The sequence below is a fragment of the Methylobacterium sp. J-068 genome (assembly GCF_022829445.1).
GTDB lineage: Bacteria > Pseudomonadota > Alphaproteobacteria > Rhizobiales > Beijerinckiaceae > Methylobacterium.
Map to the genome: position 1 here is coordinate 179,725 of NZ_JAKSXY010000122.1, position 24,107 is coordinate 203,831.

General features: G+C 69.2%; 25 protein-coding genes. 16 read left to right on the top strand and 9 right to left on the bottom strand.

The genetic code is table 11. From position 1 onward, the window contains the following. Window positions 1-70 precede the first annotated feature (70 nt). Window positions 71-763 (bottom strand): glutathione S-transferase family protein, encoded by a 693-nt coding sequence (locus MKK54_RS21130; RefSeq protein WP_244013907.1) that lies wholly within the window; start codon window positions 761-763, stop codon window positions 71-73. A gap of 255 nt (window positions 764-1,018) precedes the next feature. Between MKK54_RS21130 and MKK54_RS21135 the strand changes: the two genes are divergently transcribed. The 6 genes from MKK54_RS21135 (at window position 1,019) to MKK54_RS21160 (ending at window position 6,769) form a co-directional block, all read left to right on the top strand. Next, window positions 1,019-1,822, top strand: coding sequence for an undecaprenyl-diphosphate phosphatase (locus tag MKK54_RS21135; RefSeq protein WP_244014622.1), 804 nt, complete (start codon window positions 1,019-1,021; stop codon window positions 1,820-1,822). Window positions 1,823-2,004: 182 nt separating this feature from the next. Then, on the top strand, window positions 2,005-3,864 hold the full coding sequence (locus tag MKK54_RS21140) for a methylmalonyl-CoA mutase family protein (protein ID WP_244013909.1): 1,860 nt from the start codon (window positions 2,005-2,007) through the stop codon (window positions 3,862-3,864). 67 nt (window positions 3,865-3,931) lie between these two features. Beyond that, window positions 3,932-4,318 (top strand): hypothetical protein, encoded by a 387-nt coding sequence (locus tag MKK54_RS21145; RefSeq protein ID WP_244013912.1) that lies wholly within the window; start codon window positions 3,932-3,934, stop codon window positions 4,316-4,318. A gap of 176 nt (window positions 4,319-4,494) precedes the next feature. Beyond that, window positions 4,495-4,893, top strand: coding sequence for a hypothetical protein (locus MKK54_RS21150; protein WP_244014624.1), 399 nt, complete (start codon window positions 4,495-4,497; stop codon window positions 4,891-4,893). Between the two features lie 161 nt (window positions 4,894-5,054). After that, on the top strand, window positions 5,055-6,098 hold the full coding sequence (locus MKK54_RS21155; RefSeq protein WP_244013914.1) for a GGDEF domain-containing protein: 1,044 nt from the start codon (window positions 5,055-5,057) through the stop codon (window positions 6,096-6,098). Between the two features lie 236 nt (window positions 6,099-6,334). Next, the gene (locus tag MKK54_RS21160) at window positions 6,335-6,769 is read left to right on the top strand and encodes a hypothetical protein (protein WP_244013916.1); all 435 of its coding nucleotides are present in this window, start codon (window positions 6,335-6,337) and stop codon (window positions 6,767-6,769) included. Window positions 6,770-6,858: 89 nt separating this feature from the next. Here the strand turns inward: MKK54_RS21160 and lepA are convergent, their stop codons facing one another. After that, window positions 6,859-8,664, bottom strand: coding sequence for a translation elongation factor 4 (gene lepA, locus MKK54_RS21165; protein WP_244013918.1), 1,806 nt, complete (start codon window positions 8,662-8,664; stop codon window positions 6,859-6,861). 174 nt (window positions 8,665-8,838) lie between these two features. Further along, window positions 8,839-9,633: a HugZ family protein gene (locus MKK54_RS21170; RefSeq protein ID WP_244013920.1), complete on the bottom strand. Its 795-nt coding sequence runs from the start codon at window positions 9,631-9,633 to the stop codon at window positions 8,839-8,841. Window positions 9,634-9,990: 357 nt separating this feature from the next. Between MKK54_RS21170 and MKK54_RS21175 the strand changes: the two genes are divergently transcribed. The 6 genes from MKK54_RS21175 (at window position 9,991) to MKK54_RS21200 (ending at window position 15,402) form a co-directional block, all read left to right on the top strand. Continuing rightward, window positions 9,991-10,701, top strand: coding sequence for a response regulator transcription factor (locus MKK54_RS21175; RefSeq protein WP_056179384.1), 711 nt, complete (start codon window positions 9,991-9,993; stop codon window positions 10,699-10,701). An 86-nt stretch (window positions 10,702-10,787) separates the two neighbouring features. Beyond that, on the top strand, window positions 10,788-12,503 hold the full coding sequence (locus MKK54_RS21180; protein ID WP_244014626.1) for a sensor histidine kinase: 1,716 nt from the start codon (window positions 10,788-10,790) through the stop codon (window positions 12,501-12,503). A 10-nt stretch (window positions 12,504-12,513) separates the two neighbouring features. Then, entirely contained in the window at window positions 12,514-13,038 is a 525-nt protein-coding gene (locus MKK54_RS21185) for an HPr kinase/phosphorylase (protein WP_244013922.1), read from the top strand. A gap of 125 nt (window positions 13,039-13,163) precedes the next feature. Then, window positions 13,164-13,565: a PTS sugar transporter subunit IIA gene (locus MKK54_RS21190; RefSeq protein WP_244013924.1), complete on the top strand. Its 402-nt coding sequence runs from the start codon at window positions 13,164-13,166 to the stop codon at window positions 13,563-13,565. 115 nt (window positions 13,566-13,680) lie between these two features. Continuing rightward, a complete protein-coding gene (locus MKK54_RS21195) occupies window positions 13,681-14,004 on the top strand; it encodes an HPr family phosphocarrier protein (protein WP_244013927.1) in 324 nt (107 codons plus the stop codon). Between the two features lie 513 nt (window positions 14,005-14,517). Beyond that, complete coding sequence (locus tag MKK54_RS21200) at window positions 14,518-15,402, top strand: T6SS effector amidase Tae4 family protein (RefSeq protein WP_244013929.1); 885 nt, start codon at window positions 14,518-14,520, stop codon at window positions 15,400-15,402. A 160-nt stretch (window positions 15,403-15,562) separates the two neighbouring features. Here MKK54_RS21200 and MKK54_RS21205 read toward each other — a convergent pair whose 3' ends face one another. From MKK54_RS21205 to MKK54_RS21215, 3 genes are all read right to left on the bottom strand, one after another. Next, the gene (locus MKK54_RS21205) at window positions 15,563-16,471 is read right to left on the bottom strand and encodes a hypothetical protein (protein WP_244013931.1); all 909 of its coding nucleotides are present in this window, start codon (window positions 16,469-16,471) and stop codon (window positions 15,563-15,565) included. Between the two features lie 153 nt (window positions 16,472-16,624). After that, the gene (locus MKK54_RS21210; RefSeq protein ID WP_244013933.1) at window positions 16,625-17,749 is read right to left on the bottom strand and encodes a CobW family GTP-binding protein; all 1,125 of its coding nucleotides are present in this window, start codon (window positions 17,747-17,749) and stop codon (window positions 16,625-16,627) included. 85 nt (window positions 17,750-17,834) lie between these two features. Continuing rightward, window positions 17,835-19,385 carry a D-alanyl-D-alanine carboxypeptidase family protein gene (locus MKK54_RS21215; RefSeq protein ID WP_244013935.1) on the bottom strand — a complete coding sequence of 517 codons (1,551 nt, stop codon included), beginning with the start codon at window positions 19,383-19,385 and terminating at the stop codon, window positions 17,835-17,837. Window positions 19,386-19,738: 353 nt separating this feature from the next. Here MKK54_RS21215 and queE point away from each other — a divergent pair, with 353 nt between their 5' ends. From queE to queC, 3 genes are read left to right on the top strand one after another with little or no spacing between them, the layout of a single operon-like run. After that, on the top strand, window positions 19,739-20,371 hold the full coding sequence (gene queE / locus MKK54_RS21220; RefSeq protein WP_244013938.1) for a 7-carboxy-7-deazaguanine synthase: 633 nt from the start codon (window positions 19,739-19,741) through the stop codon (window positions 20,369-20,371). A 34-nt stretch (window positions 20,372-20,405) separates the two neighbouring features. Next, window positions 20,406-20,768: a 6-carboxytetrahydropterin synthase QueD gene (gene queD, locus MKK54_RS21225; protein WP_244013941.1), complete on the top strand. Its 363-nt coding sequence runs from the start codon at window positions 20,406-20,408 to the stop codon at window positions 20,766-20,768. Further along, on the top strand, window positions 20,768-21,481 hold the full coding sequence (gene queC, locus MKK54_RS21230) for a 7-cyano-7-deazaguanine synthase QueC (RefSeq protein ID WP_244013943.1): 714 nt from the start codon (window positions 20,768-20,770) through the stop codon (window positions 21,479-21,481). Before queD ends, queC begins: the two co-directional genes overlap by 1 nt. Before the next feature lie 67 nt (window positions 21,482-21,548). Here queC and MKK54_RS21235 read toward each other — a convergent pair whose 3' ends face one another. From MKK54_RS21235 to MKK54_RS21245, 3 genes are all read right to left on the bottom strand, one after another. After that, window positions 21,549-22,211, bottom strand: a complete 663-nt coding sequence (locus MKK54_RS21235) for a Fic family protein (protein WP_244013946.1) — start codon at window positions 22,209-22,211, stop codon at window positions 21,549-21,551. Next, a complete protein-coding gene (locus MKK54_RS21240) occupies window positions 22,195-22,380 on the bottom strand; it encodes a hypothetical protein (RefSeq protein ID WP_244013948.1) in 186 nt (61 codons plus the stop codon). Before MKK54_RS21240 ends, MKK54_RS21235 begins: the two co-directional genes overlap by 17 nt. A gap of 228 nt (window positions 22,381-22,608) precedes the next feature. Next, window positions 22,609-23,523, bottom strand: coding sequence for a LysR family transcriptional regulator (locus tag MKK54_RS21245; protein ID WP_244013950.1), 915 nt, complete (start codon window positions 23,521-23,523; stop codon window positions 22,609-22,611). A 126-nt stretch (window positions 23,524-23,649) separates the two neighbouring features. On the opposite strand from MKK54_RS21245, the gene MKK54_RS21250 reads away from it, so the two are divergent. Continuing rightward, window positions 23,650-24,096, top strand: coding sequence for a DMT family transporter (locus MKK54_RS21250; RefSeq protein ID WP_244013952.1), 447 nt, complete (start codon window positions 23,650-23,652; stop codon window positions 24,094-24,096). Window positions 24,097-24,107: the final 11 nt, after the last annotated feature.

Genomic DNA, 24,107 nt, shown 5'->3' on the forward strand with positions numbered 1-24,107 from the left:
CGGCGCAGGTCGTCCCCGACGAGGATCTTGCGCGGGGCCGTGCGGGGGATTTCCTGGGAAACCCGCGCGTTCAGAAGTCCAGGTTCGCGTAGTGGTCGGCCGGGGCCATGCCCGGCACCCGGTCCGCCAGCAGGGTGCGGAAGGACGGACGCGACTTCACCCGCGCGTACCAGTCCCTCGCCGTCTCGTCCTCGTCCCATGGCACGTCGCCGAGATAATCCACGCAGGAGAGGTGGGCCGCCGCCGCGAGATCCGCATAGGTCAGATGGTCGCCCGCCAGCCATTTCCGGCGGGACATGAGGTAGCCGATATACTTCATGTGGTAGCGCACGTTGGTGCGCGCCGCGCGAATGGCGTGCATGTCCGGCGGGCCGCCGCCATTGGCGCTGTTCATGAAGCGCTTCGAGATCTTCTCGGTGACGAGGTACTCGGTCACCTCCGCGTTGAACTTGACGAGGAACCAGTCGAGCAGGCGGCGGACCTCGACGCGCGCGGCCGTGGTCTCGGGCAGGAGGCGCCGCCCGCTGAGGCCGAGCCCGCGCGTCTCGTCGAGATATTCGGCGATGATGCCGGCGCCCGGCACGGCGAGGCCGGTCTGCTCCACGAGCACCGGCGTGGTCCCGGCCGGATTGATCAGCAGGAAGGCCTCGCGCCGGTCCCAGGGGCGCTCCTCCATCAGCGTCGGCTCCATGCCCATCTCGGACAGGACGAGACGGATGAAGCGGGAATGCGGGCAGAAGGGGGAGTGGTAGAGCGTCGCCATCGAGGCCGTTTCGAACGGGGAAAGAGTGCCGGGGGACGAACCGCATCGTCGCCCTGCGGGGATGGTCGGCCGGACGAGACTTATTGCCCGATCATTGCCGCCTCATTAACACGCGCGGACCGAACGCGATAACCATCCGTCAACCTTGATGGATCACGTTCGATCCACGAGGGCCGCGTCCCGGATGACGGAGCGGCCCCGGGCCGTGCTGCCGCCGGGCCTTTCGAGATTCCAAACCGTCGAGGCGAAGTGATGATGGATGCGATGGGCATCGCGAAGGCGGTCGTGCTCGCCGTGGTGGAGGGGGCGACCGAGTTCATCCCCGTCTCGTCCACCGGGCACCAGCTTCTCGTCGGCCACTTCATCGGCTTTCAGTCGCCCAACAACACCTTCGAGGTGCTGATCCAGCTCGGAGCGATCCTGGCGATCCTGGCGGTGTATTTCCGCCGGCTCCTCGGCATCACGCTCTCCCTGCCCAACGACCCGAAGGCCCGCCGCTTCGTGGCCGGCATCCTGCTGGCGTTCCTGCCGGCGGCGATCATCGGCGGCCTCTTCTCGAAATACATCAAGTTCTACCTCTTCAATCCCTGGATCGTGTGCGCGACCCTGGTGGCCGGCGGCCTGGTGCTCCTCGTCCTCGACGACACCGACCTCGAGGTGAAGAAGCGCGACGTCTTCGACTTCACCCTGCCGATGGACCTGAAGATCGGCTTTTTCCAGTGCCTCGCGATGATCCCCGGCGTCTCGCGCTCGGGCGCCACCATCGTGGGCGCCATGCTGATGGGCGCCGACAAGCGCTCGGCCACCGAGTTCTCGTTCTACCTCGCGATCCCCACCATGGCGGGCGCCTTCGCCAAGGACCTGCTCGACAATTACAAGAACCTCTCGAAGGACGATGCCGGGCTGATCGTCATCGGCTTCATCGTGGCCTTCATCTCGGCTTTCATCGTGGTGCGCACGGTCCTCGACTACGTCGCCTCGCACGGGTTCCGGCTGTTCGCCTGGTGGCGCATCATCGTCGGATCCCTCGGCTTCGCGGGCCTGATCATCTTCGGCTGAGCGTCTTCGCCCCGGGCCCGGCGCGCGTCCGCGCCGGGATACATAATACAGGCCGAAGGGACGATTGCGTCCGCGAGCGGCGCCGTGCAAGGGCTGTCCGGAAATCGATGCCGGCTCTCTTCGGGCCGGCGCACCGGCTCTCCCGGGCCGGCGCATGAGAGCCAATGCGGAGGCCCGACCCGATGGAAGACCGTCCCCTCGCCGACCTGTTCCCGCCCGCGACCCGCGAGCGCTGGCTCGGCCTCGTCGACGGTGTGCTGAAGGGCGGCGACTTCGAGAAGCGGCTGGTCTCGAAGACCGCCGACGGCATCCGCATCGAGCCCCTCTACGAGAAGTCGCCCCCGGTGGCGCAGCCCGTTCGGGCGCCGGGCCCGTGGCGCATCTCCCAGCGGGTCGATCATCCGGACGGAACGGCGGCCAGCGACCTCGCCCTGGCGGACCTCGAGGGTGGCGCCGACGCACTCGTCCTCGTCTTCGCCGGTGCTCACGCCGCCCGGGGCCACGGCCTCGCCGCGACGAACGCGGCCGATCTCGACGCCGCCCTCGGCAACGTCATGCTGCCGCTCATCGCCACCCGCCTCGATGCCGGTGCGCGCGGAATCGAGGCCGCGAACCTGATCAAGGACGTGGTCGCGGCGCGCGGCGAGACCTTGAAAGGGCTCGACCTCGATCTCGGCCTCGATCCGATCAGCGTCCTCGCCCGGACCGGCACCCTCGCGGAAGATCATGGCGCCGAGATCGCCCGCATCCTGACGGATTTCGATGCCCTGGGCTTCACCGGCCGGGCCTGCCTCGCCGATGGGCGCCCCTATCACGAGGCGGGCGCCAGCGAGGCGGCCGAGCTCGCCGCGACCCTCGCGACGGCCGTGGCCTACCTGCGCGCGCTGGAGACCGGCGGTCACGCCGTCGAGCGCGCCCGCGACGCCGTTTCGGTGCTGCTCACGGCGGATGCCGACGAGTTCCTCACCATCGCCAAGTTCCGGGCCATGCGGCGGCTCTGGGGCCGGGTCGAATCGGCCTGCGGCCTCGCGCCGAGACCGTTGCGCCTGCATGCTGAGACCGCCTGGCGGATGATGAATCGGCGCGACCCCTTCGTGAACATCCTGCGAACCTCCATGGCGGCCTGCTCGGCCGGCCTCGGCGGCGCGGATTCGGTGACCGCCCTGCCCTACACGGCCGCACTCGGCCTCGCCGACGCCTTCGCCCGCCGGGTGGTGCGCAACAGCCAGATCGTACTGATCGAGGAATCGAACCTCGCCCGCGTCGCCGATCCGGCGGCGGGGGCCGGCAGCTTCGAGACCCTCACCGAAGAACTCGCGCAAGCCGCCTGGGCGGGCTTCCAGGAGATCGAGCGCGAGGGGGGCATCGTCGCCAGCCTCCGCTCGGGAGCGCTTCAGGGGCGCATCGCCGCCACCCGGGCCACGCGCGCGAAGAACGTCGCCACGCGGCGCGAGGCGATCACCGGCGCCAGCGAATTTCCGTACCTCGCCGAGAAGCCCGTGACCGTGCTGGACGTCCCGGTCGTCGCGGCGCCGCCCGCCGGCGGTTTCGGCAGCGGCGCGGCACTGACCTGCGAGCCGCTGCCCTCGCTGCGTCTGGCCGAACCCTACGAGGCCCTGCGCGACGCGTCGGACGTCACCCTGGCCGAGACGGGCCGGCGACCGGTGGTGTTTCTCGCCAATCTCGGTCCCGTGGCGTCCTTCAACGCGCGCTCGACCTTCGCCGCCAACACCTTCGCGGCGGGTGGCATCGAAGCCGTGAACCAGGAGGGCTTCTCGGACGCCGCCGCTCTGGCCGAGGCCTTCCGGGCGTCGGGCGCGCGGATCGCCTGCCTGTGCTCGTCGGACGCGATCTATGCGACGCAGGCGGTGGAGGCCGCCCGGTCCCTGAAGGCGGCGGGCGTCGCGCAGCTTTATCTCGCCGGCCGGCCGGGCGAGCTGAGCGAGGCCCTGACGGAGGCGGGCGTGGACGCCTACCTCCAGGCGGGCGGCGACGTCCTGACGCTGCTGACGGGAGCGCTGGCGCACGCGACGGGTGCATGATCGGGAAACCGATCGGCGTCCCGTTCGTTCTCGGCCCAGTCGAGACCATCAGTTCGAACGGAAAACCATGCGACGCGCAGCCTTAGCGGCGACCACCCTCGCTCTTCTCACCGCTTCCATCGAGGCCGCGGATGCCGCCAAGAAGAAGGTCAAGGTCCCGAACCGCTACGACGGGGCCTGGAGCATCGAGGTCGTGACCCTGGACGGCCCCTGCGACCGGGCCTACCGCTACGGCGTGCAGATCCGTCGCGGAGAGGCGAGCTACGCGGGAGGCGACTTTAACATCAACGGCCGCGTCTCGCCGTCGGGAGCGGTGCGGGCCGTGATCGCGCGCGGCAACGATTCCGCCGACGTGGTGGGACGGCTCGGCCGTCAGGGAACGGGCAACGGCACCTGGACCACGACCGGCGTGATCTCTTGCAGCGGCCGCTGGAACGCCGAGCGCCGGGGCTGAGCCGGCCCCTGTTGTGGGCTCGCCACTATCCGGCAGGATCGCGATTGTGGCGCGCGCGACGCGGGATTCTGCCCTTCTCCGAACGAAATCCGCGGTGAATACTCGGAGCGAATCGAAATTGATTTCGCACGGGGCTTCCCACGATGAAGGCTTTGCTGTTCGGCGCGTTCGTGACGATGTTCGGATTGGGCAGCGTGGCGGAAGCCGCCGGGCGCAATCCGGTTCAGCCGCACGCGGTGATGTCGCCCCTGGAGAGAGCGGCGACGGATTGCTTCGCCGAAACCGTGCTGTCGAACCCCACCGCCACCCGTCATGCGCGCGCGGGCCATTGGTACGAGGCGGCCGGCGTCACGGGCTTCCTCTGCCGGCCGGAAGTCGACGCGATGATCCAGGCGCATGATCGCCTGTACGGGCGCGGCACCGGAGCCCGCTACTTCCAGAACGCTTACACCCGCCATCTCGGTCAGGAACTCGCCGCGCGCCTGCAGCCGATGCTGGAGCGCAGGGCCATGGCGAGCGCCGAGCCGCCGGCCGACAAGACCGATCTCCCGGACGAGGACAAGCCCGCCCAGTAATCGGCACGCAACGACCGTTTTCTTAACCTCGATCCACTCAGGATTGCGAAACGGTTTCTTGTGCGTGGGAGGTCTTGCTGACGACGTCCGATGGTTTCGAGGACGCTTCCCTGCGCGCGGGCGAACCTTCGCCCGGCGCGAGCCTCCCTGGACCTGCCCCCGTGCGCGCCGGACCGCTCGGCCTGCCTCTGGCGGCGGTTCACCTCGCTCACCGCGTGATGGATGCGGCCGCCATCCGGCAAGCGAGCGATGCCGCGATCATTCGCGGATTGCGGGCCGAATCCGCCGCACGAGCGGAAATCGTCCGCGCTCAGGCCGCGCTGATCCGATCCCAAGCCGACGCCCTGGCGCATGATCGGACCGTCTTCGAGCAGGCCTCGTCGGCCGCGCAGATCGGCCTCTGGGAGTGCGATCTGCCGAGCGAGACCCTCCGATGGAGCGGCGGCGTCTACGACATCTTCGAATTTCCGCGCGGTTCGGTGCCGACCCGGTCGGAAACCCTGGACTGCTACACCGAGGACGCCCGGCGGACGCTCGTCGCGGTGCGGGCCGATGCCATCGCACGCCAATCGAGCTTCGCGCTCGACACCGAGATCGTCGGCCGACGCGGCGGCCGCCGGTGGATTCGGATCACCGCGACGGTGGAATGCCGGAACCGGGTGCCGGTGCGCATCTTCGGCCTGAAGCAGGACATCACCGTCGAGAAGCTGCATGCCGACCGCACGCGTTACCTGGCGGAATTCGACGTCATGACCGGGTTGGCGAACCGCGCCGTGTTCCAATCCCACCTGGAGAACGTCCGGGCATCCGACGGCCTCCTGCTCGTCGACCTCGACGGCTTCAAGGGGATCAACGACACCCACGGTCACCCCGTGGGCGACGCCTGCCTGCGGGAGGCGGCACGACGCCTCGGCGAAACCTGCCGCGACGCGGACCTCGTCGCCCGTATCGGCGGAGACGAATTCGCCGTCCTGATCCGGGACGATCCGGAGGGTGTCCTCTGCGAGGCGCTCGGTCAACGGATCGTCGCGGCGATGCGCGCGCCTTTGACGCATGGGAGCGAGTGCCTTCGGTTCGGTGCCTCCGTGGGGATCGCGCAGATGGGACACTCGACACCGGCCGACCTCTTCCTCAGGGCCGACGCCGCCCTGTATGCCGCCAAGGCTGCCGGACGCGGCACGGTCCGGATTGCCGCGCGGGCCTGATCCCGGGGACCGGCCCTCCCCGACGAACGGTCTCCCCCGGAGCTTCGCGCCAGCCCGTCCGCTGGCGTCCTGCGCGGCGGCGATCGTCGGACTTTGCGCTTTGGGGCGGACCTCGGTTGTGTTTTGGAGCGTTGGCCATGAGATGCCGTCGCTTCGGTGCGGATGCCGTCAACGACCGCCGGTCGGCACCGCCGACCTCCTCACCGTCCCGTTCCGCTGGGAAATAGGTTCCGCCCGTGCCGTCCGCGATCAAGGCCACAGCCGCACCGAAGAAGATCAAGGCCAAAGCCGAATCCGCCAAGGGGCATGTCGCGAAGGGGCATGTCGCCAAGACGCAAGGCGCCAAGACACAAGGCGCCAAGCGCCAACCTGCCAAGCATCCTCCTGCCAAGAAGAGCCCGCCTGCCAAGCGTCCTCCTGCGGAGCGTTCCCCCGCCAAGAGCCCACCCACGGCGCACCGCGCCGCGAAGCAGCAGGTCTTCCTCGTCGCGGCGCAGCGCCGGCGCGAGGCCCTGCGCGTCTATGCCGTGCTGACGAGTTCCGAGGCGGTGGCGCTCGCCATCGTCGAGGCGGCGAGTGCCGAGGACGTCACCGTCGAGCCGGTCGGCCGCCTCTCGAAGAAGCTGGCGCGCCCGCTCCGGCTCCTGATCGGCGAGCCGCACCCCATCTAAGACCGGTTTCGGTTGATCCCTTCGGGACGATCAGACGCGACGGGTCCCCTCATCACCGAACTGATCAGGCCGAAACAGTATGAGACGGATCAATCGTCCATCTTCAGGGCGGCGATGAAAGCCTCCTGCGGGATCTCGACCTTGCCGAACTGGCGCATCTTTTTCTTGCCCTCCTTCTGCTTGTCCAGAAGCTTCCGCTTGCGCGAGATGTCGCCGCCGTAGCACTTGGCGGTGACGTCCTTGGAGAGGGCCTTGATGGTCTCGCGGGCGATGATCTTGCCGCCCAGAGCCGCCTGGACCGGGATCTGGAACAGGTGGCGGGGGATGAGGTCCTTCAGCTTCTCGCACATGGCCCGGCCGCGATGCTCGGCGCGGGTGCGGTGGACGAGCATGGACAGGGCGTCCACGGGCTCGGCATTGACGAGGATCGACATCTTCACGAGGTCGCCCTCACGGTAGTCGGAGATGTGATAGTCGAACGAAGCATAGCCCTTGGAGATCGACTTCAGGCGGTCGTAGAAATCGAACACCACCTCGTTGAGCGGCAGGTCGTAGACGACCATGGCGCGTTTTCCCACGTAGTTGAGGTCGACCTGGGTGCCGCGCCGGTCCTGGCACAGCTTCAGCACGCCGCCGAGATACTCGTCCGGCGTGAGGATCGTGGCGCGGATCCACGGCTCCTCGATGGCGGTGATCTTCATCACGTCCGGCATGTCGGCCGGGTTGTGGAGTTCCTTGATCGTCCCGTCGGTCATCTGCAGGCGGTAGACGACGGAGGGCGCCGTCGAGATGAGGTCGAGGTTGAACTCGCGCTCCAGGCGCTCCTGGATGATCTCGAGGTGGAGGAGCCCGAGGAAGCCGCAGCGGAAGCCGAAGCCCAGCGCGGCCGAGGTCTCCATCTCGTAGGAGAAGCTCGCGTCGTTGAGGCGCAGCTTGCTCATGGCGCTGCGCAGGGTCTCGAACTCGGCCGCATCGACCGGGAAGAGCCCGCAGAACACCACGGACTGCACGTCCTTGAAGCCCGCCAGCATCTCCTTGCAGGGGCGCTTGTCCTCGGTGAGCGTGTCGCCGACGCGGGTGTCGGCGACCTCCTTGATCGAGCCCGTGAAGAAGCCGACCTCGCCGGGGCCGAGTTCGCCGATATCGGCCATCTTGGGCCGGAACACGCCGATCTTGTCGACGCCGTGCACGGCGTCGGCCCGCATCATGCGGATGTTCATGCCCTTCTTGAGCACGCCGTCGACGATGCGCACCAGCACGACGACGCCGAGATAGACGTCGTACCAGCTATCCACCAGCAGGGCCTTGAGGGGCGCGTCGCGGTCGCCCTTGGGCGGCGGCAGGCGGGTGACGATGGCCTCCAGAACCGCCTCGATGTTCAGGCCGCTTTTCGCCGAGATCGCCACGGCGTCGGAGGCGTCGATGCCGATCACCTCCTCGATCTGGGCGCGGATGCGCTCGGGCTCGGCGGCCGGCAGGTCGATCTTGTTGAGGACGGGGACGATCTCGTGGTTGGCGTCGAGCGCCTGGTAGACGTTGGCCAGCGTCTGCGCCTCGACGCCCTGCGACGCGTCGACCACCAAGAGCGAGCCCTCGCAGGCGGCGAGCGACCGCGAGACCTCGTAGGCGAAGTCGACGTGGCCCGGCGTGTCCATCAGGTTGAGGATGTAGTCCTTCCCGTCCTCAGCCTTGTACTCCAGGCGCACGGTCTGCGCCTTGATGGTGATGCCGCGCTCCTTCTCGATGTCCATCGAGTCGAGCATCTGTTCGCTCATGTCGCGAAGCGCCACCGTGCCGGTGGTCTGGATCAGGCGGTCGGCGAGGGTCGATTTGCCGTGGTCGATATGCGCGACGATGGAAAAGTTGCGGATGTTGTCGATGGGGGACGTGGTCATCGAGGCTGCGATCTCCGGCGCGCGCGGCCCGCCGTCAGGGGACGGACCCGGCGCACGGTCATAAGGGCTGAAAAACTGGAACGCCGCAGATAGCAGCGCCCGTCCCCCGCGCCAAGCGCGGGGCGGGACGGGGTTGTCCCGGGGCTCGGCGGGATCGTGTCGCGCGCGGCTCCCCTATCCCGGCTCGGGGGCGCCGCCCTTGCGCGCCTCGGCCGCCATCGTCACGAGAACCTTGCGCAGCGCGCCCATCTCGCGGACTGGCTCCGGGTAGAGCACCCGCACGGTCCGGTCGCCGGTGAGGAGGTCCATGCCTTCGGGGTCGAGGCCGGTGAGGCGCCACGGGCCCGGCTCGGCGCCGGAGGCCACGGCGTAGAGCGCGAGCGCGTCGGCGTGATCCGCGTTCATGTGCTCGACGGCGCCGGCCTCGCCCGCCACCAGGGCCTCGGCGCCCGTCAGGTCGAGGCGCAACTCGTCCGCGGTCAGCACGGCGGCCTTGGCGAAGCCTCCGTTCAGGTGCCCGGCCGCCGGCTCCAGACCGAAGAACCCAAAATCCGGGAAATCCGCGTAGAGCTTCGATTTCGGATGCCGGGCGATGAAGCGGGCGCGGGCGCGCGGCTCGGCCGTCTGCGCCACCCGCCCCGTCACGGTGAGGCGCGGATGCGCGAGGGGGTCGCCCTTGCCGCCGGCGCTGAACAGCAGCGAGGCGCGCGGGTCCTTCAGCAGGTTGCGCGTATGCGCCGAGAGCCGCGAGAGCAGCATCAGGGGCGTGCCGTCGACATCCGTGGCGATGGTGACCAGCGAGACGAAGGGCGTGCCGTCCTCCGGGTCGAGGGTGGCCAGCGCCCCGGAGCGGATCGAGCGCAGGAGGTGCCGGGCCAGCCCGATCGCGTCGAAGGGCGCCTCCGCCGCCGGCAGCGGCACCGCCGGTCCGCGCCGCTCCGACCCCGTATTGGTCTCGCCCTCGGCCATGATGGTCCCCCCGCAATCGTGATCGCCTGAATCGTGATCGGCATGCGGCGCTCAGGCCGCGTTCAGCCGGGGGATCATAGCGATGGATCGAGGCTCCGCACGAGGGGACGGGAGTGCGGCCCGTTGGCCTCAGTCAAGCGCCAAACGCACGAACGACCGAGGGTCGCTCGCTTTTATTGCACATTGCCATTACACAGCCTGACTCTCCGCGCGAACGCGGCCCGCCCTCCGGCACGGTCGCCACCGCGTTTTTGCCGATCCTGACGTGCCGTCCGCGACGGCGAATCGGGGTGGGATGCGGAGAGGCGGGCGCCGTCAGACGTCCGCCGAGCCGCATCCGAGCAACAGGACACGCGCATGCCGACCATCGCCCTCGTGGACGACGACCGAAACATCCTCACCTCCGTCTCGATCGCGCTCGAAACGGAAGGCTACCGCATCCAGACCTATACCGACGGTGCCTCGGCGCTGGACGGGCTGAAGCATTCCCCGCCCGATCTCGCGATCTTCGACATCAAGATGCCGCGCATGGACGGGATGGAGCTTCTCAGGCGTCTGCGGCAGAAATCCGACCTCCCGGTGATCTTCCTGACCTCGAAGGACGAGGAGATCGACGAGCTGTTCGGCCTCAAGATGGGCGCGGACGACTTCATCCATAAGCCGTTCTCGCAGCGCCTGCTGGTCGAGCGCGTGAAAGCGGTGCTGCGCCGCTTCGCCCCGAAGGACGGCCCCGGCGCCGCCGCGCGCGAGGCCGACGCCGCCGCCCGCTCCCTGGAGCGCGGCCTGCTGATGATGGACCCGGAGCGCCACACCTGCACCTGGAAGGGCGAGCCCGTGACCCTGACGGTGACGGAGTTCTTGATCCTGCAGGCGCTCGCCCACCGCCCCGGCGTCGTGAAGAGCCGCAACGCCCTGATGGACGCGGCCTACGACGATCAGGTCTACGTGGACGACCGCACCATCGACAGCCACATCAAACGGCTGCGCAAGAAGTTCAAGGTGACCGACACCAACTTCGACATGATCGAGACGCTGTACGGCGTCGGGTACCGCTTCAAGGAAAGCTGAGCGGCCCCTTCCGCCAAGCCCGCGCCTCCCCACACACCCGGACGATCGTGGCCACAACAGACCAAGCCGAGATCCCTTCGCGCGGCATGCTCGACTGGCCGCGCCAGATCTGGAACGGCATCGGACAGCGCGCCTCGTCGAGCCTGACCCGGCGCATCGTCGTGCTCAACCTCGTCGGGCTCATCGCGCTGCTGTTCGGGTTCCTCTACCTGAACCAGTTCCGGCAGGGGCTGATCCAGGCGCGGGTGCAGAGCCTGCTGATCCAGGGCGAGATCATCGCCGGCGCCATCGCGTCCTCGGCCTCGGTCGAGACCGACGCGATCCGGATCGATCCGGACCAGCTCCTTCAGCTTCAGGCCGGCGAGGGCGAGGACAAGCCCTCCTCCCCCCTCACCTTCTCGCTGAACCCGGAGCGGGTGGCCCCGCTCCTGCGCCGCCTGATCACGCCCACCGGCAACCGCGCCCGGGTCTACGACCAGGAGGGCGGCCTGCTGTTCGACACCCGCACCCTCTCGGCGCGGGGCGAGATGAGCCGCAGCGACCCGGACGTGCGCCCCCGCAAGCGCACCCTGCTGGAGCAGGTCTGGGACTTCCTGCAATCGAAGTTCGGGGGCCGGCAGGTGCCGTCGAGTGCCTCCGAGGAGATCGGCCCCGCGAGCGGCCACGGCCTGAAGGAGGTGCAGGTGGCGCTCGGCGGCGCGCGCGGCACCATCGTGCGCCGGAATCCGGCCGGCGAGACCATCGTCTCCGTGGCGGTGCCGATCCAGCGCGCGAGTTCGGTGCGCGGCGCCCTGATGCTCTCGACGCAAGGGGGCGACATCGACCGGGTCATCGCCTCGGAGCGCTTCGGCCTGCTCCAGGTCTTCCTCATCGCCGCCGCCGTGATGCTGGTCCTGTCGATCCTCCTCGCCGGCGCCATCGCGGGGCCGGTACGGCGCCTCGCGGATGCCGCCGAGAAGGTGCGGCTCGGCATCAAGTCGCGCGAGGAGATTCCCGACTTCACCGGGCGCACCGACGAAATCGGCCACCTCTCGGGGGCCTTACGCGACATGACCCAGGCCCTCTACCGCCGCATCGACGCGATCGAGAGCTTCGCGGCCGATGTCAGCCACGAATTGAAGAACCCGCTGACCTCGCTGCGCAGCGCCGTCGAGACCCTGCCGCTCGCGAAATCCGACGATTCGCGCTCGCGCCTGCTGGCGATCATCCAGCACGACGTGAAGCGCCTCGACCGGCTGATCTCCGACATCTCCGACGCTTCGCGCCTCGACGCGGAACTCGCCCGCGCGGAGGCGCGGCGCGTCGACATGCGCAAGCTGATGACCACGGTGGTCTCGGTGGCCAACGAGCGCCGCAGGGCAAAGGACGCGCCGATCCAGTTCGACGTCGACGCGCCGGCCGGCGAGGGCGAATCGCCCCTGACGATCTTCGGGCACGACAGCCGCCTCGGCCAGGTGGTGAACAACCTCCTCGACAATGCCCGCTCGTTCTCGCCCCCCGACGCCAAGGTGCGCGTCGCCCTGCGCCGGGTGCGCAACGACGTGGAGCTGATCGTCGAGGACGAGGGGCCGGGCATTCCCGAGCACGCCCTGGAGCGGATCTTCGAGCGCTTCTACACCGACCGTCCGGAACAGGGCTTCGGCCAGAATTCCGGCCTCGGCCTCTCGATCTCGCGCCAGATCGTCCAGGCCCATCGGGGCACGATCCGGGCGGAGAACCGGCCGGGCCCGGCCGACGAGGAGGGCGAACCCACGGTGCGCGGCGCCCGCTTCATCGTGCGGCTACCCGCCGTCACGCGCTGACCCAGCGGGCATGACCACCCGCACGAACCGCGCAGAGGACACGATCCACGCCAGCTGCGTCGCGATCGACGGCGCCGGAATCCTGATCCGGGGCGCCTCGGGGGCGGGCAAGTCGACCCTCGCGCTGCTCCTCCTCGACCGGGCGGCCCTGCTCGGCCTGCCTGCGGGCCTCGTGGGCGACGATGCCATCCGGCTCGCGTGCGAGGCCGGGGAGGTCGTGGCCCGGCCGCATCCGGCGCTGGGCGCCCGCATCGAGGTCCGGGGCCTCGGCATCCTTCCGGTCGCGGCCGCCCTGCCCTCGGCGCCCCTGCGCCTCGTCGTCGACCTCGTGGACGGGCTCCCGCGCCTGCCCGAGGCGGCCATGCCGGCCGTGACGCTGCTCGGGCTTCCCCTGCCGGGCCTGCTCCTCGACCGGGCGCTCCTGCACGCCGGCCTCGGCCCTCGCCTCGCCCTCGACGCGCTGTCTGCCTGCCCCGGCGTGGCGCGCGGGACGCACCGTCCCGTTCTGACGCTGCCGCCGGGTCCGGGACCGTAGCGCCGGGGCCACCACCGTGGCATGATGATGACGTTCGAGCACACAAAACGTCGCAATCACCTTGCGCTCGACCTTGCGCTGCACAAAATGGCGGCTCCGCTCACAAGGCGTTGGAACCCGCGTCGATGATTGGAATGGTGCTCGTCACCCACGGCCTGCTGGCGACGGAATTCAAGGCTGCCCTTGAACACGTCGTCGGGCCGCAGAAGCAGATCGAGACCATCACCATCGGTCCCGAGGACGATATGGAGCTGCGCCGGCTCGACATCATGACGGCCGTCGGCCGCGTGAATTCCGGTAATGGCGTGGTCGTGCTCACCGACATGTTCGGGGGCACGCCTTCGAATCTCGCCCTCTCCTGCATGAATGGCGGACAGGTCGAGGTGGTGGCGGGCATCAACCTGCCGATGCTGATCAAGCTCGCCAGCGTGCGCGACGCCGAGCCTCTCGGCGATGCCGTCCTGCACGCGCAGGAGGCCGGCCGGAAATACATCAACGTCGCCTCGCGCGTGCTGGCCGGCAAATAGCCTTTCCTCCGTTCCCGCCACGGCTTACAGGCAATCGACGGTTCCGCTCGACGGGCGGGCCTGCCGATGCCGCGCGAAGCGGCGCGGGGTGCCAGCGAGGGAACGGCCAACGCCCATGAGCGACGACGATTACGACGCCGAAGACGCCCTGCCCCCGGTGCCCGAGGGCGGGCTGATCCAGGTCCTGCCCATCATCAACCGGCGCGGCCTCCATGCCCGGGCCTCGGCGAAGTTCGTCCAGACGGTCGAGCGCCACGACGCCGTCGTCACCGTGACCCGCTCCGGCGAGACGGTGGGCGGCCGCTCGATCATGGGCCTGCTGACGCTCGGCGCCGCGCAGGGGACCTCGATCGCGGTGGTGACCTCGGGGAGCGACGCCGAGGCCTGCATGACGGCGATCAGCGATCTTCTCGCGAACAAGTTCGGCGAGGACGAGTAGGCGCAAAGCCACCCGCGGCCGCGCGCGCGGAACGCACCCGCGAATCCGGCGAGGCCCGCACTTCGCGTAAGGATTCGGCACGGGATGGGAAGGCCTGCCCTGCGGGCCCGGAAACGCGCGGTCGTCGCGCCGCACGAGGTCCAGGATCGAAAGCGTCCCCGGCGGGCGATCCGCGCCGAAATATGCCGACGCCCCGCGAAAACCCACGATCTTCAATCTCGACGGCGCAACGGCGAAGCTCTATATTGCTCGATGACGAGAGCGAATCTCGCTTTCATTGATCAACGGACCAGCCTGCCGACACATCTGCTGAAGAACGAAATTCTTCCATTTCCGAGCACAATGGCCGCGGCATCGCGCAGCGGTTGAACATTGCTCATCGAGCCATCGCTGTCCCCAGCGCGTTGGCGATGCTCCAGGATCGGGCCCGGACACCGCCCGGTCCGTCCTCGACACCGTGAAACAGGCCGCCTGACACCGCACGAACTTCGCCATCAGCTTCGGGAGACGATCATGTTCCGCGTCATCAACGCAGACTTCGGCACCATGCTGAAGTTCTACATGAAGCACGACAAGCTGACCGGCGGTCCCCAGGAGATCATGAAGGGTCTTCTCGCGGGCTGGGAGAAGGCCGTGGCGAAAGCTCAGGCCGACGGCGTCACGGCGCCGCACAAGCCGACCTCCTGCGCGCTTCAGCTCTCCAACTCGCTGAATGGGGCCAACCTCAAGATCCCCGAGAACGTCGACATGCCCAAATCGGTCGGCAACCGGCGAAGCTTCCAGCCGAAGACCGGCAACGGGTTCTACGTCGGCAACGTGGCCGAGATCGAGAAATTCCTCACCGACAATTTCGGCACGACCGACGACATCAAGCCCGGAACGAAGTCGGCCGACCAGATGAAGGCCGCGATCTACGGGCGGCGCGGAATCCTCGTGTTCCGGGACAACGGGCTCGGCTTTCACACGGAGCTCTGGGACGGGCACGACATCGTGCAGCGCCAGGGCATTTCCGGCGGCATGACCGAGAGCAGCATCTTCAAGCAGCCGCGAATCCTGTTCTGGGAGGTCACGAGCGCGCAGCAGGAAGCGAAGATGCCGGACTGGGTCCGCGGCTGGTGGAACGTGACCGATAACAACCAGTACTACTACCATTTCCTGGGGCAGGACGTGGTCTATTACAGCAAGACGAAGCCCGCCAACGCGGACGAGATCAAACCCCACGACGCCCGGCTGAACTACGGCTTTGTCGAGGCGACCGGAACGGGGGTCAAGCTGACCTGGGGCTCGCAGGGCGGCAGTTCGACGGTCGAGACCTTCCAGACCCAGGGCGGCACGCAGGAGATGAGCGGCACGTCGAACCGCTACGGTGCCTTGAAGGCCAAGAAGATCTTCCGATGATTGACCGACCGGTGATCGCGGGGCCGTGGACGGGCGCGCGGCGGGCCTGACCACCCGTCCACGGCCCGGCCGGAACGCCTCAGTGTCTCTCACAAAACTCCCGTTGCGCCGCCGTGCCCAGAGTGAGGACCGGCGGTGGTCGGGAGCTTGGTGAGGCACTCTAAGCCAGCCGATCGATGCGCTCCGGGGCGACGTCGCCCTCGGCATGGCGCCACCGGACGGCGCCGGCTCCCGTTCCGAGGATCAGCGTCGCGGCGACCACGGCGCCGTCGCGCCGCGTCAGCTCCACCATCGCCTGACGGCGCTGCGCGAACAGCCGCGTCACGACCCGCACCATCGCGGCTTCGGACGGATCGCCGATGATGGGGGCCGACGAGACCTCGGCATCGAGGAGGAGAAACGCCTCCACCGCGTCACGGACGGCGTACGGATCGCTGATCCGCTCGACGCGGGCCGGCACCGGCGCGCGGAGCGAACGCACGCCGACGAGGCTGTGGGCCGGGATGCTGGCGCGCGGGGCCACGGCGCGCAGGTGCGATGCCGGCACGACGGCCTTCGCGTCCGGCCGCGCGACGGGCGCGAGCGCCAGGGTCGCCCGGGGACGCAGCTCGCGCAGGCGCTCGGTCAGGGCCTCGCGCACGGCCGCTTCGGTCTCGGCCGCGAAGACCGGGGCGACGGTCACGCCGTGCGGCTGCCAGAGGACGATCCGGCTGTGGCCCCACAGCGTATGCGGCAGGGCCAGGGGCACCACGGCGGCCAGACGATCCGGGCCGCTCCCGACCGCCCAGGCCAGGGCGAAGAGGATGTCCCGCCCGCCGGATTGATGCTGGGCGGCCGAGAGCAGGTAATCCGGATCGGCATGGACGGAATCGCCGCCTCCCGCGCGGATCAGTAGCGCCCGCCAGGCGGCGACCTCGTCCGCGCCGACAACGATGGCGCGGCGCAGGTCGATGCGCCAGGTGACGGGCGTCTCGTCGACCGTCGTCTCGGAGAACGGGCCATCCACCACGGTGTCGGCGCCCGCCGCGATGCCGGCGCCGCCTTCGATGACCGTGAAGCGATGTCTCATTGTTGCGATCCGATCCCATATCCGTCCCGATCCGGGACAGGTGCGCGCCGCGCGGCGCGATGTGGGATTAAGATTTCAAGATCGATGCCGCCCGCTTTCGGACAGGCGGGCCAAATTTCAGACCGTCTCCGCTCGATCGAAGCGGAGCCGGTCTCATCCCCCCGGAATGGCGAGCGGGTTGTCGGTCAGGGCCGCCGCGTCGGGGCCGTCGATGCGCGGGCGGCCCAGGAAGGCGTCCCACAGGCGGGTGACGAAGGCCGGGTCGAGATCGCGGACGATGAGGACGAGCCGCGAGCGGTGATCGCCATCGGGCCAGGCGTCGAGATGCACGGGCGCGTGGATGACGTGCTGCACGCCGTGCACCACCAGGGGGCGCTCCGGCGCATCGGCCAGGGCCACCAGTCCCTTGAGACGCAGCAGGTTCGGGCCGTGGCTGGAGCGCAGCAGGTCCAGGAACATCTCGAAGGCGGCGCGGGGTACGGGTTTGTCGCTCGTCAGGCTGAAGGCCCGGATGGCCGCATCGTGCCGGTTCACGTCGTGATGGTGGTGGCCATGCCCATGATGACCGTGCCCATGATGACCGTGTTCATGATGATGGTCCTCGGCGCCGAGCCAGTCGCGGACATCGCCGATCTTGCCCTCCAGCCCGAACAGGCCGCCGAGAAGCGCGACCGGCTCGACCGACGCCGCGTGGATCGGCGCGGCCGGGTTCAGCGCCCGCAGCCGCGCTTCGAGAGTCCGGCCGTCATCCTCGGTAAGATCGCGCTTCGTCAGCACGATCCGGTCGGCCACCGCCACCTGGCGCAGGGCCTCGGGATGCCGGTCGAGGGTCGAGGCCCCATTGATCGCATCGACCACGGTGACGACGCCCTGGAGCCGGTACCGGATGACCAGATAGGGATGGTAGATCAGCGCGTGCAGGATCGGGGCGGGGTCCGCGAGGCCCGTCGTCTCGATCACCACGCGGCGGAACGGCTGGATGCGGCCGTTGTCGCGCTTGCGCAGCAGGTCCTCGAGGGTCGCGATGAGGTCGCCGCGCACGGTGCAGCACAGGCACCCGGCGCCGAGGAGGACCATGTCCTCGTCGATGGTCTCGATCAGCAGGTGGTCGAGGCCGATCTCGCCGAACTCGTTGACGATCACCACCGTGTCGGCGAGCGCGGGGTCGCGCAGCATCCGGTTCAGCAGCGTCGTCTTGCCCGCGCCGAGGAAGCCCGTGAGGACGGTGAGCGGGATCGGCTCGGACGCGCGGGGATCGGGCTTGGAGAGGTCTGTCATCCCCCTGGCCTAGCCCGATCCGTCCCCGCGCTCAATCCTCAGTAGATGTTATAACATTGCCAGGATCGGCGCGACCCGCCGGGCCTCACTCGTCCGCGGCGGCCTTGCTCACCGACTTGGTGGATTTCGCCGCTTTCGCCACGGGCTTGCCCGCCTTGCCGTCGGGCTTGGCCGCGGCTTTCCCGGCGCCCTTCGCCGCTCCCTTCTCGAGCCCCTTGGGCGCGGCCTTTGCGGCCGGCCTGCCCACCGTGCCGACCTTCAGCTTCGGGGCGCCCTCCATTACGGGGGTGGATTCGGCCGGCGCATAGGCATGGGCCGTGGCGGGCACCGCAGACTTGCCCCTGGCCAGCGCCTTCTTCGCGTCGGCCTTGGGGGCCGTCCCCTTGGCCTGCTTTGCCGCCTGCGCGGCCTCACGCTTGGCCGCGATCGCCTCGAGCTTTGCCTTCCGGGCCTCGGCGAGCTTGGCCGCCTTCTCGGCCTTCTCCGCCTCCTCCTGCTCGTTGAGCGCGATGGCGCCCTCGGCCGGGTCGCGGCCGATCCAGACCAGGACCGGCTGAAGCGGCGCGCGCGGCGGCAGGGCGCGGTTGCGCAGGGCCGCGCTGTTCATGGTGGCGAAGGCGAGCGCGGCGGAGGGAGGCGCCGCCGCCGCCATCAGCTGCGCGTTGGCGTTGTCGGCACTGGCGCCGGCCGCCCCCGTGCTCGCCGTGATGGCGCCCTGGCCCTCGTCGACGGGCATCGGCTTGCGCTTGTCGCAGATATAGGGGCGCAGGTCCGGCGGCTCGGAGATACCGGAGGCCGGCAGCGCGTCGAGGGTCTGCGCCGTCCAGCCCGTGCTCTGCGAGAAGCCGTAATCGAACAGGTCCGCCGCCTTGAGGTCGCGCTCGCGCGCGCTCGGCTGGCCCATCACCACCGTGAGGATGCGGCGTCCATTGCGCGTGGCGCTCGCCACCACGTTGAAGCCGCCCGAGCAGATGAAGCCGGTCTTCATGCCGTCGGCTCCGGCATAGCGCCCGAGGAGGCCGTTATGGTTGGCCATCACGGAACGGCCGAACTGGATCGCGCTGATCGAGAACAGGGCCCGGTTCTCGGGAAAATCGCGGATGAGGGCGCGCCCGAGGACGGCCATGTCGCGGGCCGAGGTCCATTGCCGGGGGTCCGGCAGGCCGTTGGGGTTGGTCCAGCGGCTGTCGCGCATGCCGATGCGCTGGGCGGTCTCGTTCATCATCTGGGCGAAGCCCTCGACGGAGCCGCCGAGATTCTCGCCGATCGCCCAGGCCACGTCGTTGGCCGACTTGACCATGATGATCTTGAGGGCGTTGTCGAGGGTGAGCTTGGTGCCCGGCCGGAAGCCCATCTTCGAGGGCGGCTCGGCGGCGGCGGCGGCCGAGATGGTGATCAGCGAATCGAGGGAGACGCGGCCCTGCCGCACCAGGTCGAGGGCGACGTAGGTGGTCATGAGCTTGGTGATGGAGGCCGGAAACCAGGGGTCGGTGGCCGCCTGGCCGTAGATCACCTTGCCGGAATCCACCTCCACCACGAGGATCGGCGCCGTCACCGCGCCCGCCGAACCGGCGCCCAGCAGCCCCGCCGCCATCGCGAGACCGGCGACGAAGCGCCTCAACAATCCGTTCGACATCAGGCCTGTCTCAAGAAGGGTTGCCCCGGCCCGATCGATGATCGGGCCGCGCGGATGAGCCGTCAACGGCCAAGCTCGGATCTGGCCCACACGGCGTCGACATCGAGCGTGGGACGACCGGGCCGTGACATGGATTCCCATCAAGCGTCGTTCCGTGGCAACAGCATGGCGAAGCCTTTCGCGGATGCGAGATCCCGGCGTTTTCATGGTATGACCGCGCCCGACGCATGGGTGCGCTCCGCGCGTGCCCGCTGGCTCCGGCGGACGCGCCCGCTTATCTGCGGCCCGGCAACGGACATTCGACGACGAGGAGCGTGCGCCCGGAAGACTCGTCCGGCCGGCGCGGGAACGTAATGGCATACGCGGTCAAGGAACTCTTCCACACCCTCCAGGGCGAGGGCGCGCAGGCGGGCCGCGCGGCGGTGTTCTGCCGCTTCGCCGGCTGCAATCTCTGGTCCGGCCGCGAGGAGGACCGCGCCACGGCCGCCTGCACCTTCTGCGACACCGACTTCATCGGGATGGATGGCGAGGGCGGCGGGCGCTTCGCCACGCCCGAGGCCCTGGCGGAGGCCATCGCGAGGACCTGGGCGGGTGGCCCGAGCCACCGCTACGTGGTCTTCACCGGGGGTGAACCGCTGCTCCAGCTCGACCCGGCCCTGATCGCGGCGGTGCATGGGCAGGGCTTCGAGATCGCGGTGGAGACCAACGGCACCCTGGCGGCTCCCGAGGGCATCGACTGGATCTGCGTCAGCCCCAAGGCGGGCAATCCCCTCGTGCAGCGCAGCGGGCACGAGCTGAAGCTGGTCTACCCGCAAGCGCGGGTCGACCCCGACGCCTTCGCGGACCTCGATTTCCGGCACCGCTGGCTGCAGCCGATGGACGGCCCGGAGCGGCTCGCCAACACGGCCTCGGCGGTCGCCTATTGCCGGCGTGACGCGCGCTGGCGCCTCTCGCTCCAGACGCACAAGATCATCGGGATTCCGTGAGGAATCCGCCCGCTCCCACCATGAAGATCACCCCATGAAGATCACCCAGGCCTTCACCTTCGAGGCGGCGCACCGCCTGCCGAACGTGCCCGAGACCCATCGCTGCCACCGCATGCACGGGCATTCCTACCGGGTCGAACTCACGCTCTCGGGCGCCGTCGACCCGGCCACCGGCTGGGTGGTGGATTTCTTCGACGTGGAGCACGCCTTCGCGCCCGTGCTCGCCCGCCTCGACCATTACTGCCTCAACGAGATCGAGGGACTGGAGAACCCGACCGCCGAGCACATCGCGGCTTGGATCTGGGAGCGCACCAAGGCGGCGCTGCCGGCGCTCTCCTCCGTGAAGGTGTACGAGACGCCGATGTCCTGGGCCGAGTACGAGGGCGAGGCGCTCTGATGGGGGCCGGCGGCGCCCTGGTCCTGTTCTCGGGCGGACAGGATTCGACCACCTGCCTCGCCTGGGCGCTGGAGCGCTTCGAGCGGGTGGAGACCCTCGGCTTCGATTACGGCCAGCGCCACCGGGTCGAACTCGACTGCCGGGACGCCCTGCGCCGGGGCCTCGCGGCCCTGAAGCCCGAATGGGCGGCGCGCCTCGGCGAGGACCACACGCTGGCCCTCGACGCGCTGGGCCAGGTCTCCGAGACGGCGCTCACCCGCGACACCGCCATTACGTTCGAGGCGGGCGGCCTGCCCAACACCTTCGTGCCGGGCCGCAACCTCCTGTTCCTGACCTTCGCGGCGGCGCTGGCCTATCGCCGCGCGCTGACGCACCTCGTCGGCGGCATGTGCGAGACGGATTTCTCCGGCTACCCGGATTGCCGCGACGACACGATCAAGGCGCTCCAGGTGGCGCTGAACCTCGGGATGGACCGCCGCTTCGTGCTGCACACGCCCCTGATGTGGATCGACAAGGCCGAGACCTGGGCCCTGGCGCGGGACCTCGGCGGCCCGGCGCTGGTCGACCTCATCGTGGAGGAGAGCCACACCTGCTACCTCGGCACGCGCGGCGACCGCCACGCCTGGGGCCACGGCTGCGGCCAATGCCCGGCCTGCGACCTGCGGGCGAAGGGATTCGCGAAGTTCCGGGCCGAGGCGATGCCGGGCGCATGAAGCCGGGGCCCGGAACGCTCGATGCCCTCGGCCGAAGCGGGTTTCACGACGGCCGATGCGGACCCGCCTATGTCTGCCCCGATGCCTCATTCGCGGCATGAAGGAGTTGCTTGGCGAGCATCGACGCCAACATGCCTTCGAGCGCCGAGACGTCGACGGCGTCCTTCGTCCAATGCAAATCCGCTTCCTCGAGGGCTTCGTAATACGGGCTCTTGGCGGATGCGATCTGCTCGGGGATCGTCGGCGTTCCGGGCAGAAGACTGTCGAGCTTGATGCTCATCACGACATAGCTGATCGCCCGCGACGTGCGGCCATTGCCGTCCGCGAACGGGTGGATCCAGTTCAACTTCCAGAGCACGTAGGCGGCCAAGTGAACAGCCGAAGCCGTTGCCCAATTCTGGTTCACGTATTCGCAGAGGTCCGACACCTCATCGCTGACGTGAAGTGCGGCCGGCGGCGTGTGCTTGCTCTGTCCGATCGACACCGGGGTGTTTCGGAAGGTCCCCGCCAGCGGGTGGATGCCGCGTAACGCGGTCTCGTGCAGCTGCAGGATCGTGCTCTGGCGCAGCCGAAACGGTCGTTCGGGATCGTGAATGTGGCCCCGGATCATTTCCAGAGCCACCTGATATTGCCGAACGCCGTTTTCTGCTTCCCGCCTGGCCTTCTCGACCTCGTCGGTGATCAGCTCTGGCGTTTCGGCGACGCTATGCCGATCAACGGTCACCCGCATCCTCGAGCTCGACCTTCCGATCCGCCTCGGCCACCATCTCGCGCGTGATCAGCGCGTTCTCGATATGCGTATTGCCGTAGACGAAGCTCTGACGCTGCTCGCGCAGCTGCGAGGGCGTCATCTCGATCTCACGCGCACGGCGCACGAGCTCCAGCAATTCCTCACTCATGGCTTCTCTCCCGACTCCAATGCCACGGAGGCTATAACCCCGTTAACGTGCTGGCGAGCCGGTCGGCAAAAATTCTCCCCAGCACGATCATGGTACGTCGTGTTTCGATGCACACGTCGAGTACGACGACGCACCAAACGCTCGCCCGTCTCGGGCACGGCCCGCCCGACAGCGTTTCCCGCCGATCGAAGCGGGCCGAGCCCCCGGGAGAACGCATCGGGGCGTCGCTCAGGGGCCGTGCGGGCAGGCCTGTTCCGACCTCAGCGCATCGCGCTCCAGCTCCAAAAATTCGATCAGGCGCTCCACCCGTGGATTCGGCGGCCGTCCCGCCGGCCGGATCATCATCGTCTCGATGGCGACGCGGGGCCGGAACGGCCGCAGCACGATGGGCAGGCCGGTGAGTTCGCGCGCCGGGACCGGATCGACGATCGCGAGACCGAGCCCCTCCGCGACGAGGCCGCAGCGGGCCGCCGTGTATTGCGCCATGCACGCGAAGCGCGGGGTGAGGCCGGCCTGCGCGAACAGCGCCTCGACCGTCTGCTGGAAGATCCCGAGCCCGCCCGCGATCAGGGGCCGGTCCGCGAGATCCTCGAGGGCGATGGTCCGCTTCGCCGCCAGAGCGTGCTGGCGCGGAAGCGCGCAGACGGCGTCGACGGTCAGGAAGGATTCGCCGGTCGCGCCGGCATAGCCGGACCGGGGCCGCGCGAGGCCGAGGTCGCACTGGCCCGACGCGGCCCAGGACCAGATCGTGTCCGGGCTCGGCACGTGGATCGCGATCCGGATGCCCGGATGTTCGGCGTCGAGGCGCCGGACCGCGCGCGGCAGCAGGCCGGAGGCCAGCGAGGGCTGGCAGGCGATGCGCAGCGGCCCGGTGCCGAGTTCGCGGATCTGGCGGGCCGCGTGGCGGAGATGGTCGAGCCCCGCATAGGTCCGCTCGACCTCGCGCGCGAAGGCCTCGCCCTCCGGGGTCGGCGTGGCGCTGCCATGACCGCGCACGAACAGCGCGAAGCCGAGTTCCGCTTCAAGCTGCGCGATGCTCCGGCTCACATGCGGCTGGCCGAGCCCGAGGGCCTCGGCCGCCCGCGTCATGCCGCCATGGCGCAGCACGGCCCGGAACAGGTCGAGATGGGCCGGGTTCATCATGCCCTCTCCGCATGGACTTCGAAAATTCCGGCATTTGACGGCATGGCCGCGCGGTGGTTGTCAAGGCGGCGACGGCCGCGCCCCTGGGCGTGGCGACGGCATCGATCCCCAGAAGGCTACCGGACCATGCTCATGCTACTGGCTCCCATCGCGCTCTCGGTCCTGGCGGGAGCCAGCATCGTGGTGCAGCAGGCGCTGATCGCGAATCTGCGCATCGCCCTGAACTCGTCCGCCTGGGCCGGCTTCATGAGCTACTTCGTCGGGCTCCTCTGCATGGTGGTGCTGGCGCTCGCGCTGCGCGACCCCCTGCCCTCGGCCGGGGTTGCGGCACGCATTCCCTGGTGGGGCTGGAGCGGCGGGTTCTTCGGCGCGGTCTTCATCGCGCTGGCGACGATCCTGGTGCCGCAGCTCGGCGCCGCCACCTTCCTGGCGCTGCTGGTCACGGGTCAGATGCTTGCCTCGGTGGCCTTCGACCATTTCGGCTGGATGGGCCTCGCCCAGCGCGCCCTCGACGGGCCACGCTTCGTCGGGGTCCTGCTCCTCATCGGCGGCGTCATCCTGATCCGGCGCTGAGGTTTCGGCGC

Coding starts and splice junctions, on each gene's coding strand:
- MKK54_RS21130 (WP_244013907.1), bottom strand. CDS start 763: ATGGCGACGCTCTACCACTCCCCCTTCTGCCCGCATTCCCGCTTCATC.
- MKK54_RS21135 (WP_244014622.1), top strand. CDS start 1,019: ATGGATGCGATGGGCATCGCGAAGGCGGTCGTGCTCGCCGTGGTGGAG.
- MKK54_RS21140 (WP_244013909.1), top strand. CDS start 2,005: ATGGAAGACCGTCCCCTCGCCGACCTGTTCCCGCCCGCGACCCGCGAG.
- MKK54_RS21145 (WP_244013912.1), top strand. CDS start 3,932: ATGCGACGCGCAGCCTTAGCGGCGACCACCCTCGCTCTTCTCACCGCT.
- MKK54_RS21150 (WP_244014624.1), top strand. CDS start 4,495: ATGTTCGGATTGGGCAGCGTGGCGGAAGCCGCCGGGCGCAATCCGGTT.
- lepA (WP_244013918.1), bottom strand. CDS start 8,664: ATGACCACGTCCCCCATCGACAACATCCGCAACTTTTCCATCGTCGCG.
- MKK54_RS21170 (WP_244013920.1), bottom strand. CDS start 9,633: ATGGCCGAGGGCGAGACCAATACGGGGTCGGAGCGGCGCGGACCGGCG.
- MKK54_RS21175 (WP_056179384.1), top strand. CDS start 9,991: ATGCCGACCATCGCCCTCGTGGACGACGACCGAAACATCCTCACCTCC.
- MKK54_RS21180 (WP_244014626.1), top strand. CDS start 10,788: ATGCTCGACTGGCCGCGCCAGATCTGGAACGGCATCGGACAGCGCGCC.
- MKK54_RS21185 (WP_244013922.1), top strand. CDS start 12,514: ATGACCACCCGCACGAACCGCGCAGAGGACACGATCCACGCCAGCTGC.
- MKK54_RS21190 (WP_244013924.1), top strand. CDS start 13,164: ATGATTGGAATGGTGCTCGTCACCCACGGCCTGCTGGCGACGGAATTC.
- MKK54_RS21195 (WP_244013927.1), top strand. CDS start 13,681: ATGAGCGACGACGATTACGACGCCGAAGACGCCCTGCCCCCGGTGCCC.
- MKK54_RS21200 (WP_244013929.1), top strand. CDS start 14,518: ATGTTCCGCGTCATCAACGCAGACTTCGGCACCATGCTGAAGTTCTAC.
- MKK54_RS21205 (WP_244013931.1), bottom strand. CDS start 16,471: ATGAGACATCGCTTCACGGTCATCGAAGGCGGCGCCGGCATCGCGGCG.
- MKK54_RS21210 (WP_244013933.1), bottom strand. CDS start 17,749: ATGACAGACCTCTCCAAGCCCGATCCCCGCGCGTCCGAGCCGATCCCG.
- MKK54_RS21215 (WP_244013935.1), bottom strand. CDS start 19,385: ATGTCGAACGGATTGTTGAGGCGCTTCGTCGCCGGTCTCGCGATGGCG.
- queE (WP_244013938.1), top strand. CDS start 19,739: ATGGCATACGCGGTCAAGGAACTCTTCCACACCCTCCAGGGCGAGGGC.
- queD (WP_244013941.1), top strand. CDS start 20,406: ATGAAGATCACCCAGGCCTTCACCTTCGAGGCGGCGCACCGCCTGCCG.
- queC (WP_244013943.1), top strand. CDS start 20,768: ATGGGGGCCGGCGGCGCCCTGGTCCTGTTCTCGGGCGGACAGGATTCG.
- MKK54_RS21235 (WP_244013946.1), bottom strand. CDS start 22,211: ATGCGGGTGACCGTTGATCGGCATAGCGTCGCCGAAACGCCAGAGCTG.
- MKK54_RS21240 (WP_244013948.1), bottom strand. CDS start 22,380: ATGAGTGAGGAATTGCTGGAGCTCGTGCGCCGTGCGCGTGAGATCGAG.
- MKK54_RS21245 (WP_244013950.1), bottom strand. CDS start 23,523: ATGATGAACCCGGCCCATCTCGACCTGTTCCGGGCCGTGCTGCGCCAT.
- MKK54_RS21250 (WP_244013952.1), top strand. CDS start 23,650: ATGCTCATGCTACTGGCTCCCATCGCGCTCTCGGTCCTGGCGGGAGCC.